Below are 11,667 nucleotides of genomic sequence, written 5' to 3' on the forward strand. Positions count from 1 at the left end.
CTCGCTCGGTCAGGCCGAGGCGTCTGCGGAGTTCAGTTCGGCGGCCAGGGCCTGGGCGACGCTGGTGACGGTGCCGTCCTTGAGGAGTTGCACCATGGGCAGCTTGACCTGGTAGCGGCGTTCGATGCGGTTGCGCAGTTCGACGGCCATGAGGGAGTCCATGCCGAGCCGGTTCAGCGGCCGACTGACGTTGACCCGTTCGGCGCGCAGTCCCATGACCACGGCCACTTCCTGCTTGAGGAAGTCCAGCAGTTCGCTGCTGGGCGTCGCCGGTCCGGAGGCCGGGGCCTGCGACTCGGGCCGGGCAACGGCCACCGGCTCCGCGACGACCGGTTCAGTGGCCGGGGCAGTCGCCTCGGGGCGCGGTGCGGCCGGTGCGGCAGCAGTCTGCGCCGGTGCGTCGTGGGCCGAGGCGTCTGCCGAGTTCAGTTCGGCAGCCAGGGCCTGGGCGACGCTGGTGACGGTGCCGTCCTTGAGGAGTTGCACCATGGGCAGCTTGACCTGGTAGCGGCGTTCGATGCGGTTGCGCAGTTCGACGGCCATGAGGGAGTCCATGCCGAGCCGGTTCAGCGGCCGACTGACGTTGACCCGTTCGGCGCGCAGTCCCATGACCACGGCCACTTCCTGCTTGAGGAAGTCCAGCAGTTCGCTGCTGGGCGTCGCCGGTCCGGAGGCCGGGGCCTGCGACTCGGGCCGGGCAACGGCCACCGGCTCCGCGACGACCGCAGGGGCGGCCGGGCGCGGTACGGCAGGCTCCGCGGCCTGAGACGGCGTGACCGGCTCGACGAGCCGTTCCTCACGGGCGGATTCCTGCTGCCCGGACCGCTCGCCGCCGGTCAGGTGCTGCAGCAGCGGAGCTGTCGCGGCACTCGGATACGCACGGGCCCACACGGGCCAGTCGGCCGGCAACACCGCGGCCTGCACCCTGCCCTCTGCCAGGATCCTGCCCAGCAGTGCCAGCCCGTCGGTCGGGCTGAAAGAAGCCATGCCCTGCGGCAGCAGCGTGCGTTCTTCCTGCTCTTCCTTGCGGGCCACCATGCCGACGCTGTCCCAGAAACCCCAGTTGACGACCGTGGCAGGCAGCCCCTGGGCGTGCCGGTGGTGGGCCAGCGCGTCGAGGAAGGCGTTGCCGGCCGCGTATCCGCCCAGCATGGGAGAGCTGAGCAGGGCCGAACCGGAGGAGAACAACACGAACGCGTCCACCGGTTCTTCGCGCAGCGTCCGGTGCAGGTTCCACGCCCCGGAGACCTTGGCCGTCAGCACCCGGTCCATGTCGGCACCGCTCATGTCGCTCAGCGGGGTGTAATCGATGACCCCGGCCGCATGGAAGACGCCACGCACGGGCGGCAGTCCGGTGTGGCGCCGGGCTTCGAGCATCGTCCGCATCGCCTGGGCGTCAGCGACATCCACTGCCTCATAGGTCACGTGCACGCCGCGCTCACGCAACTGCCTGAGTACAGCGACAGCGGCGGCCTGCGGATGGTTCGCATCCAATGCCGAGTCCCACTGTGGGAGTGTGCTGCGGCCGGTGAGCAGCAGGTGGCGGGCCCCCTGGTCGGCCAGCCACAGTGCCAGTCGGCCGCCGATGCCGCCCGCGCCCCCGGTGAGCAGGTAGGTGCCGTCGGCGTGCACGGTCACAGCCCGGCCGCGCGGTCCGCTTGTCACAGTCGGCGCCTGATCGAACGACAGTACGATCTTGCCGGTGTGCCGTGCCTGGGCCATGAGGCGGAAGGCGTCGGCCGCCTGCTCCACCGGGTACACCGTATGCGGCAGCGCCTCCAGGTCGCCCTTGTCGACCAGGGCGGCGGCATCCCGCAGCACCCGGCCGGCGCGCTCGGGGGCGTACTGGATCATGTGCACGACGTCGATGGCGTGGAAGGAGAGGTTGCGGGCGAAGGCGCCCAGCGGCAACGCGTTGTTGTCGAGGATGTCGCGCTTGCTGAGCTCCAGGTAATGCCCGTACGGGGCCATCAGCGACAGGTTCGCTTCGATGGCCTCACCGGCCAGGGTGTTGCAGATGACGTCGAACCCCTCTTCGCCGACGGCAGGCTTGAAGGCCTCGGCGAAGGTCAGGCTGCGGGAGTCGGCGACCTGCTCCACACCGAGGTCGGTCAGCAGCTGCCGCTTGGCGTCGCTGCCGGCGGTGGCGAAGACGCGGGCCCCCTTCCAGCGGGCGACGTTCAGCGCCGCTCGCCCGGTGCCGCCGGTGGCGGTGTGGATGAGGACCTTCTGGCCGCGTTCCAAGCGGGCCATGTCGTGCAGGGCGTGGTAGGCCGTGAGATAGGCGGCCGGCAGTGTCGCCGCCTCGGCCGCGGTCAGCCGGGACGGCTTGGGCGCGGTGAGGCACGCGGGGGTGACGACTTCGGAGGCCAGGGACCCTTCGGCGAAGGCGATGACCTCATCGCCCACCACGACGTCGGTGACGGCGCGGCCGGTCTCGATGACCGTGCCGGCGCACTCCCAGCCCATCACCGGCGGCCTGTTGTCCTGTCCGGGGTACATGCCCAGGCTCAGCAGCACATCACGGTAGTTGACGCCGGCGTGGCTGACCTGGATACGGACCTCGTCCGCGGCGAGGGCACGTGAGGGCGTGTCGAGCAGCCGCAGGTCGTCGATGACACCGGGCGCGGGCAGCGACAGCGCCTGCGGCGGACGGGCTATGGAGTCCGCCGGGCGCAGCCGGGCTGCAAGGCGCTGACCGTCACGCAAAGCGATCTGGTCCTCCTGGTCCGGGTGCAGCAGCAGCTCCGTCAGGGCGGGGACGCCGGCTGCCGACCGGTCGAGGTCGACCAGCCGTGGGTGCAGCGCGGGGGCCTCGGCGGCCAGAGTGCGGCCCAGCCCCCACAACATGGCCTGGAGGGGGTGGCGCACCTGCTCCGCGGTACCGGTGGCCTGGGAGAGCTGGGTGACCAGCCACAGCGGCGGGTTTCCGAGCGACTCCTTCTCCAGAGCGTGGGTCAGGTGCAGGACACTGTGCGCGGCCAGCAGTTGAGCGCGGCGGATCTCGGTGGGTGTGGCGTCCAGACCGGCCTGGGCGTCCAGGGCCCACAGGTGGATGATGCCGCGGCAGGCGCCGTAGCGGGCGACGTCTACCAGGACCTCGCGGTAGTGCCCTTCGTCCGACGGGTCGATGCGGTAGCGGTCGCCGCCCCCTGCCAGCTGGCCCGCACCGGCAGTGACGGCCACCACGCGCTGCCCCCGGCCGTTCAGTTCCCGCACCAGGGCCCGCCCCGTGGACCCGCTGTCGGTCAGCAGCAGCCAGAACCCGTCCGTGTCGGTGGTGGCTGTGTCGGGGGCGGGCAGGGGCGCCTGGTCCCAGGTGAGCGTGTGCAGCCAGGTGTCACGGGTGCTGCTGGGCGGGGAAGCCGGAGTGGCGGTGGTGTGCGGTGGTGTCATGGAGTCCTCGGTGTGGGGATTGAGCAGACCGGGGGCGTGGCCGGCCAGGTACTGCAGGCGCAGGCCGCGCATCTGGGCGATCAGAGCGCCGTCGTCGGCACGGATGTCGATGTCGGCGACGAAGGAGTCCTCACGCGGGGACGGCAGCAGCCTGGCGTGGCTGAACAACTGGGCGGACGGCCGCTGGTAGAAGCGGACTTCGTCGATGCCGCCGAGAACGAAGACGCCTTCGTCACCGGGAGCGGTCAGCGGGCGGGCGGCGGCCATGGCGTGTCCGCTCGCGTCCAGGAGTGCCGGGTGGAAGTGGTGGCGTGCCAGGCTGTCCACGAGCGTGGCGGGACAGGTCAGCTGGGCGAGGACTTCACCGTCGGTGCGCCACAGTTCGGTGATGCCTTGGAAGGTGCCGTTCCACTGGTTTCCGCGTGCGGCGTTCCACGGGTAGAAGTCGTCGGCGTCCTGGTGCTGCGGCAGGCGGGCGCGGATCTCCTGGAGCGGTTCGCCGACCTGAGGAGCGGCATCGGGTACGGCGCGGGCGGTGGCTTCGGTATGCAGGGTCCAGTCTTCGGTGTCGTCGTCCCGGCTGTAAATGCGGCAGTGCAGTGAGGCGTCCGGGCTGGGGGTGAGGGTGACCTGGACCTCGGGTGCGGGTCCGCCCTCGTCCAGGAAGAGGGCGCGGTGGTAGTGCACGTCGCTCAGCGACAGCGCGCTGGAACCCAGTTCGGTGCGCGCGGCTGAACTGATGAGTTCGAGGTGGGCGGTGCCCGGCAGGATGATCGTGTCCTGGATGCGGTGATCGCGCAGGTAGGCGTTGTCGGTCAGGCGCACAGGGCCCTGCCAGACGAGGGTGGTGCCCTCGGCGGGCACCGGCCGGCCCAGCAGCGGATGAGCGGGCTGTCGGCCCGGTTCTTGCTCAGCAGGTGCGGCGGCGGGTGCTGTGAGGGTGTGGCCAGGGCTGATCCAGTGGCGGGTCCGCTGCCACGGGTAGGTCGGCAGCGGCACATAGTGGGCGTCGGCGGTCAGTGTGTCGAGGTCGAGCTTGGCGCCGGCCGTGTGCAGGGCGGCGGCCGAGGTCAGCAGGGCGGTGCGCTCGTCGGTGTGGCGGCGCAGGCTGCCCACCGCGGTGGTGTCCGCGCCAGTGAACGTACGGCTGGTTTCGCGGATGCCGGCCACGAGCAACGGGTGGGGGCTGACCTCGACGAACACCGTGTCGCCGAGGTCGAGCTGGCCGCGGACCGCGCCGACGAAGTCGACCGGCTGACGGATGTTGCGTACCCAGTAGTCGGCGTCCATGCCGGAGCCGTCGATCACTTCGTTGAGGAGGGTGGAGTGCAGCGGGATGCGGCCCGCGCGCGGGGAGATGTGGGACAACTCCGCGAGCAGGTCGTCGCGCAGGGCGTCCATCTGCGGGCAGTGCGATGCGAAGTCCACATTGACGCGACGGTTGTCGACACCGCGCGCTTCGAAGGCGGCCAGCACCTGGGTGAGAGCGTCGACGTCGCCGGACAGCAGGGTGGACGTGGGGCTGTTGATGGCGGCGACCGCCACCTTGTCCTCGTGACCGGCCAGTGCGGCGGCGGTCTCGTCCGCGGGCAGACCGACCCAGGCCATGGTGCCGCGCCCGGAGAGACGCTTGGCCAGGCGGCTGCGCCGACAGATGACCGCTGCGGCGTCAGGCAGCGACAGCGCACCGGAGATGTAGGCGGCTGCGGATTCGCCCATGCTGTGGCCGATGACCACGTCCGGCTCGATGCCCCAGGACCGCCAGAGTTCGGCCAGGGCGATCTCCATGGCCCACAGGGTGGGCTGGATGACGTCGAGCTGCTTGAGCCGCTCCTCGTCCGCCGAGCGAAGCAGCTCGATGACCGACCAGCCGGTCTCGGCCTTGATAGCTTCGTCACAGGCCTGCATGGTCTGGTTGAAGACCGGCTCGGTGTCGAGGAGTTCGCGGCCCATGCCCGGCCACTGCGAGCCCTGGCCCGGGAAGACGAACGCGATCCGGGGCGCCACTTCCGGGTCGGTGTAGTCGCTGAAGGACAGACCCGGTTCGTTGTCACCCTCGGCGAAGCCCCGCAACGCGGCGACGGCCTCGGCGTGGCTGTCGGTGGCCAGCGCGAGCCGGGCGTCGTGGTGGGTGCGGCGCAGTGCTGCGGAGTGGCTGATGTCGCGCAGGGTGTGCCGGGCGCCGGGACCCTCGAGGTGGTCGGCCATGGCGCGGGCCGTGTCGGCAAGGGCTTCGGGGCTGAGCGCGGACAGCACCAGCAGCTCGCTGCGGGAGCCCGGTGTCGGGGCGTCGGCGGCGCGGGGGGCCGGCTCGGGCGCCGCTTCCAGGACGAGGTGGGCGTTGGTGCCGGAGAAGCCGAAGCTGGAGACCCCGGCGATGGCGGGCCGGTCCTGCTCGGGCAGCGGTGTGGCCTGGGTGGGAATGGTCAGTGGCAGGGCGTCCCAGTCCACTGCCGGGTTGGGGTTCTTCAGGTGCAGGCTGGGCGGGACCGTCTTGTGCTCCAGGCACAGCACGGCCTTGATCAGACCGGCCATCCCGGCAGCCGCCTCGGCGTGTCCGATGTTGGTCTTTACCGAGCCGACAAGACAGCGCGTGTCAGAGGAGCGGGGGCCGACGATGTCGGCCAGGGCCTCGAGCTCGACCGGGTCGCCGACGCTGGTGCCGGTGCCGTGGGCCTCGATGTAGTCGATGTCGGCCGGGTCCACACCGGCGTTGGCGTAAGCGCGGCGCAGTACGTCGCGCTGGCCCTCGACGGCGGGGGTGACCAGGTAGCCGCTGCTCTGGCCGTCGTTGCCGACGGCGGAGCCGCGGATGACCGCGCGGATACGGTCGCCGTCGGCGAGAGCGGCCGACAGCGGTTTGAGGATGACCGCGCCGATGCCGTCGCTGCGGACGAAGCCGTCACCGGAGGCGTCGGCGAATTTGCAGCGGCCGTCGGAGGCGAGCATGCCGGCGCCGGAGTAGACGACCCCCTCCTCCGGCAGCAGCACGAGGTTGACGCCGCCTGCTATCGCCATGGGGCACTCGCCGAGCCGGATCGCCTGCATGGCGTTGTGTACCGCGACGAGCGCGGAGGAGCAGGCGGTGTCGACGGTGAAACTGGGCCCACGCAGGTCGAAGGCGTAGGACAGGCGGCCGGAGGTGATGGCGCGGGAAGCGGCACCGGTCATGGCGTACAGGTCGAGCTGATCACGGTTGTCGTACTGCAGATGCCAGTAGTCACCGCCCAGCTGCCCGATGAACACGCCCGTGTCGGTGCCCGCGATACGGGGAAGCGGCTGACCTGCGTCTTCAAGGGCTTCGTAGGCGACTTCCAGCAGCAGCCGCTGCTGGGGGTCCATACGGTCGGCCTCACGGGGGGAGACGCCGAAGAACTCCGCGTCGAAGGCGTCGATGTCGCGCAGCAGGCCGCCCCACCGGCTCACCGAGCGGCCGGGTGTGCGGGGTGTGGGGTCGTAGACGGCATCGATGTCGTAGCGCTCGCTCGGGATGTCCGTGATGGCGTCGCGGCCCTGGAGCAGCATGTCCCAGAGCTGCTCGGGGCTGGTCGCATCGGCGAACCGTCCGGCCAGGCCGATGATGGCGATCGGTTCACTGGCGGTCTCAGCCGCGCGGGTGGAGTCGTGAGGCATGAATGTCCTTCCGGGCATGGCGAAGCCGTTCACTGGTGAAGCAGCACGGAAGGAACTGCGGTACGGACGCGGCGGACCGGCAGCAGGAACCGGCCCGGTGGCGGGCGCACATACCGTGGGCAGAACGGGAGTGACAGTGGGGAAGTGTCGGCTCCGCTGGCTGAGCGGTCACGTGCGGGGCGAGTGCACTGACCGTTCACGGGCCGGACGCGGCTATCGGCACAGCCGCTGTTCCCCGATGTTGCTGTGGCACTGGGTGAGTGTCCCCTGTGCCGCTACCCCCGCTGTTTCGACATGTATCGAGATTGGCCCGACGTGAGGTGCCTACGCAACGCGGCGCGGGGTGACGCTCGTCACACCCCGTCAAGCCAGGACGTGAGGTTGACATTCATCGAAACAGGGGCGAACCTGGAGTCCTGATTCGTTGTTTATCTATATAGGCGGTTGTGATGCGCTCGCTCCCGTGTCGCCGTCTGAACCGCCGCGACAGGAGCCGACCCGTATGAGCGAACTCGCCGGCCCCGCTGGTGCCGAGCAGACCAGCTCCTGCTGTGCCGCGATCGCCGCATGGCGACAGCGGGCAGAGCAGCGAACCGAGCGGCATGTGCGGGCGGACAGCGGTGAGGGCCTCGTGACGCCCGCACCCGGCGCCGCGCGCGACGCCTGACTCCCGCCTCCGCCCTTCGTGAAAGGACACCGCACCGTGGTTGACCTCAGCCCCGACCGTCTCCCCGTCGCCGTGATCGGAGCCGGCCCCGTCGGCCTGGCCGCCGCAGCGCACCTGGCCGAACGCAACGTCCCCTTCGTCGTCGTGGAAGCCGGCGACGCCGCTGCATCGGCCGTGCAGGCCTGGTCCCACATCCAGCTTTTCAGTCCCTGGGAGTTCAACACCGACCCCGCCGCGCGCCGTCTGCTCGCAGCGGCCGGATGGGACGAGCCCGACGCCTCCGGCCTGCCCACCGGCGGCGAACTCGTCAAGCAGTACCTCCAGCCACTGGCTGAACTGCCCGCCCTCGCCGCACATATCCGCTACGGCACCGCCGTCACCGCCATCAGCAGGCTGGGCATCGACCGCCTGCGCACCGCCGGCCGGGAAGCAGCCCCCTTCGCCCTGCGTCTGGCCGACGGCGAAGAGTTGCTCGCTCGCGCCGTCATCGACGCCTCCGGCACCTGGAGCCGGCCCAACCACGTCGGCGCCAACGGCCTGCCCGCCCACGGTGAGCAGGATGCCGCCGCCTGGATCAACCACGGCCTGCCCGACGCCTTCGGGGCGGACCGCGACCAGCACGCCGGCCGTCACACCGTCGTGGTCGGCGCCGGTCACTCGGCGGCCAACACCCTGCTGGCCCTGGCCGAACTGGCCGACGCGGTACCGGGCACCACCATCACCTGGGCCATCCGCGGCGCCGACCCGGCCGGCTCCTTCGGCGGTGGCAGCGACGACGAGCTGCCCGCTCGTGGCGCCATCGGCTCCGGTCTGAAGATGCTCGTGGAAACCGGCCGTGTCACCCTCGCCGCCAACTTCCGCACCCACGCCGTCCGAGTCCTGGGCAGCGATCCCGCGCGCGACCAGGTCGAACTCGTCTCCCGGGGCCGGGACGGCACCGAGCAGACCCTCACTGCCGACCGGATCGTCGCGGCCACCGGCTTCCGGCCCGACTACCGCATCGCCGACGAACTGCGCCTGGAACTGGACCCGATCATGTCCGCGCCCCGCGCGCTGGCCCCGCTCATCGACCCCAACCAGCACTCCTGCGGCACCGTCACCCCGCACGGCTACCGTGAACTGGCTCACCCCGAACCCGGCTACTTCGCCGTCGGCATGAAGAGCTACGGCCGCGCCCCGACCTTCCTCATGCTCACCGGCTACGAGCAGGTCCGCTCCATCGCCGCCGCCCTGGCCGGTGACATGGAAGCCGCCCAGTCGGTCGAACTGCAGCTGCCCGAGACCGGGGTGTGCTCGGTGACCGCCGGAGGAGAGGCACTGGCGCTGCGCCTGGGCCTGACCACGGACCAGCACGAGCAGCTCCTGCACGTGACCGCGAAGCACCTGGGCACCTCGGCCACCGCATCGGACGCCGTGCTGTCCGCTGCCACGGAACTCGGCATCGACCACACGGCCGCCCTGCAGCTGGCCGCGTACGCAGCCGACATGTTCGACGTACCCGGCGCCTCCGGCTGCTGAACAACACGAACGCGGTTGCCTCCCCCGCGAGGAGAGGCAACCTCGTTCGCGACGGTCCGGTATCAGGATGTGCGGTGCACCTTGTGCTGCGCCGCCTGCGCCCGGGGCCGCACCACCAGGAGGTCGATGTTCACGTGCGGCGGCCGGGTCACCGCCCATGTCACCACGTCGGCAACATCCTCGGCGACCAGCGGATCGGCGACCCCGGCGTAGACGGCTTCGGCCTTGTTCAGGTCCCCGCGATAGCGGTTGAGAGCGAACTCCTCGGTGTGGACCATGCCTGGAGCGACCTCAACCACCCGCAGCGGCTCCCCGCAGACCTCCAGACGCAGAGTCTCGGCCAGTACATGGGCGCCGTGCTTGGCGGCGCTGTAACCGCCACCGCCCTCGTAGCAGGTGAACGAGGCGGTGGACGAGATGACGACCACGACTCCGTCACCAGAGGCTCTCAGGCTCGGGAGCAGCGCCTGGGTCATGTGCAGCGCACCGACGACGTTCACTTCGTACATGGACCGCCAGTCGCCTGGATCGGCGTTCTCGATGTGTTCCGTTCCGTAGGCTCCACCCGCGTTGTTGACCAGCACGTCGCACGCCGGCACCTGGCCGGCGAAGGCGAGGACTGCCTCCCGGTCGGTCACGTCCAGCGGGAAGACCCGGGCCGCTCCCCCATCGTCCCTGATCTCCTTGGCGACGGCCTCCAGCCTGTCGGTCCGGCGGGCGGTCAGAACGACCTCGAAGCCGTCGCGAGCCAGTGCCCGTGCGGTAGCCGCACCGATCCCACTACTGGCCCCCGAGACGACGGCCGTCCTCGCAGGCCCTTCCTCATCGGCGGTGCGCACGTCTGTCATGCTTCCCCCAGCTAATGATTAGATGGACATCTAATCAAGCGATCTTGGCAGGAGGCGGAACCGGTGTCAACATAGATGCATGTCGAAGCTAGCGCAGTTGGCGGCCACCACCGCCGCTCCACCGTGCTGCCCGTCCCTTACGGACCGGGAGCTCACAGACGAGGAAGCCGAGGTCACCGCCGCCATGTTCAAGGCGCTGGGTGATCCGGTGAGGCTACGTCTGTTCTCCAAGGTCGCTTCCCATCCTGACGGGGAGGCCTGCGTGTGCGACATTGCCGATGTCGGGGTTTCCCAGCCCACCGTCAGCCACCACCTGAAGAAGCTACGCGAAGCAGGCCTGCTGCTTTCGGAGCGGCGTGGCACCTGGGTCTACTACCGGCTCGCCCCTGCAGTCCTTGCCGCACTGTCCGGATTCCTCACTGCCCGCGACTGAACCGCACTCCGACGCCCTGTCGAGCCGTGCCGTAGGCGGCTGAGCCTCCCCGCCACGTGCACCTGAGCCATGCCCTGCCGCCGGCAGCTGAGCGGTACGGCACCCTGCTGGGCGAACTCGACATGCGGCAGTCCGGACACCCGGTGGCCCGCCGCAGCGTCCGTGGAAATCCCTGGCCTGCTCTCCGGCTCCGTCGCCCAGACAGCCTTCTTGCGCGTGCCCGCATCCGCAGCCATGCCGCCACGTGCCTTGCATTCCTGCCGGTGTCGTCCGCCTCCACCCCTCCCGGAAGGATCGGCATCCTCGAGTTCCGGGAAGTGGTTGACAGTCGCCACAGATCGACGCCAAGCTAATCCTTGATTCGGCAACAGTCGATATAGCGAAGTCGCGGGAGCCCCTAGTGGCGCTTCTACGACCGTTGTGTCCCCTGACGCATCGACGCGCAGGGAACCTCCGCACCATCGATCACCGATGCGCCGCCCACACGGCCGCGCCTCCCCACCCCTGTCAGTTCGGCTGTTCACAGCGCCCTGCGTGAGAGGACTCGCACATGACCAGCACCATCCTCAGCACTGCTCAGGCCCGCCCCGACAACATCCTGCGAAGTGACGACAGCCGTCCCGCGGAGCCCAACATCTTCCTGTCAGGTGGAAAGGACGTCCCGGAGGACCTGCGAGTGCACCAGGTTGCGGAGTTCGCGGATCGGGTCAAGCTCAGTGTCCAGAACCGCTACGAGCATTTCGAGGCGACCTCCGAGGTACGTGACGTCGACGGACGTTCCCTGCGCGTCTACGCGTGGATCTACCGGACCTACATAGCCGAGTAGAGCGCTCCCCCACGCCACAAGCATGGCGCACCTGCGGCAACGGACAACCGTCGCCGGCCGGCGCCGCCGACCTCCTCCACCCAACGCCCCACGAAAGGTCCCCTCACATGGCGCGCGAGTCGGAGTCCGGGCTGCCCATCGAACCGGTCTACGGGCCCGACACCCAGGCGGGCTGGGATCCGGCCGAGCAGCTGGGCGAGCCGGGGAAGTACCCCTTCACCCGGGGCGTGTACCCGTCGATGTACACGGGCCGGCCGTGGACGATGCGCCAGTACGCCGGTTTCGGCACGGCGACGGAGTCCAACGCCCGCTACAAGCAGCTGATCGCCAACGGCACCATGGGCCT

7 protein-coding genes are annotated in these 11,667 nt (G+C 70.1%); 5 read left to right on the forward strand and 2 right to left on the reverse strand.

Going from position 1 to position 11,667, the window contains the following annotated elements:
- Positions 1-9: 9 nt before the first annotated feature.
- Positions 10-7,029 (reverse strand): type I polyketide synthase, encoded by a 7,020-nt coding sequence (locus KUM40_RS39000; RefSeq protein WP_217171113.1) that lies wholly within the window; start codon positions 7,027-7,029, stop codon positions 10-12.
- A gap of 502 nt (positions 7,030-7,531) precedes the next feature.
- Between KUM40_RS39000 and KUM40_RS39005 the strand changes: the two genes are divergently transcribed.
- Together KUM40_RS39005 and KUM40_RS39010 are read left to right on the forward strand one after the other, a co-directional pair.
- Entirely contained in the window at positions 7,532-7,696 is a 165-nt protein-coding gene (locus KUM40_RS39005) for a hypothetical protein (RefSeq protein ID WP_217171115.1), read from the forward strand.
- Between the two features lie 36 nt (positions 7,697-7,732).
- A complete protein-coding gene (locus KUM40_RS39010; protein WP_217171117.1) occupies positions 7,733-9,214 on the forward strand; it encodes an NAD(P)-binding domain-containing protein in 1,482 nt (493 codons plus the stop codon).
- A 62-nt stretch (positions 9,215-9,276) separates the two neighbouring features.
- Here the strand turns inward: KUM40_RS39010 and KUM40_RS39015 are convergent, their stop codons facing one another.
- Positions 9,277-10,053: an SDR family oxidoreductase gene (locus KUM40_RS39015; protein ID WP_281907658.1), complete on the reverse strand. Its 777-nt coding sequence runs from the start codon at positions 10,051-10,053 to the stop codon at positions 9,277-9,279.
- 88 nt (positions 10,054-10,141) lie between these two features.
- On the opposite strand from KUM40_RS39015, the gene KUM40_RS39020 reads away from it, so the two are divergent.
- The 3 genes from KUM40_RS39020 to KUM40_RS41950 all read left to right on the forward strand — a co-directional run.
- Positions 10,142-10,495, forward strand: a complete 354-nt coding sequence (locus KUM40_RS39020; protein WP_217171121.1) for a helix-turn-helix transcriptional regulator — start codon at positions 10,142-10,144, stop codon at positions 10,493-10,495.
- A 550-nt stretch (positions 10,496-11,045) separates the two neighbouring features.
- Positions 11,046-11,321 carry a DUF5988 family protein gene (locus KUM40_RS39025; protein ID WP_217171123.1) on the forward strand — a complete coding sequence of 92 codons (276 nt, stop codon included), beginning with the start codon at positions 11,046-11,048 and terminating at the stop codon, positions 11,319-11,321.
- Between the two features lie 107 nt (positions 11,322-11,428).
- A partial coding sequence (locus KUM40_RS41950) for a methylmalonyl-CoA mutase family protein (protein ID WP_254396368.1) occupies positions 11,429-11,667 on the forward strand: 239 nt, incomplete at its 3' end.

It is taken from the genome of Streptomyces sp. AC512_CC834, assembly GCF_019049325.1.
Lineage (GTDB): Bacteria > Actinomycetota > Actinomycetes > Streptomycetales > Streptomycetaceae > Streptomyces.

Bases quoted from the DNA above. Each gene is read 5' to 3' on its own strand.
- KUM40_RS39005 (WP_217171115.1), top strand. From the start codon at position 7,532: ATGAGCGAACTCGCCGGCCCCGCTGGTGCCGAGCAGACCAGCTCCTGC.
- KUM40_RS39000 (WP_217171113.1), bottom strand. From the start codon at position 7,029: ATGCCTCACGACTCCACCCGCGCGGCTGAGACCGCCAGTGAACCGATC.
- KUM40_RS39020 (WP_217171121.1), top strand. From the start codon at position 10,142: ATGTCGAAGCTAGCGCAGTTGGCGGCCACCACCGCCGCTCCACCGTGC.
- KUM40_RS39025 (WP_217171123.1), top strand. From the start codon at position 11,046: ATGACCAGCACCATCCTCAGCACTGCTCAGGCCCGCCCCGACAACATC.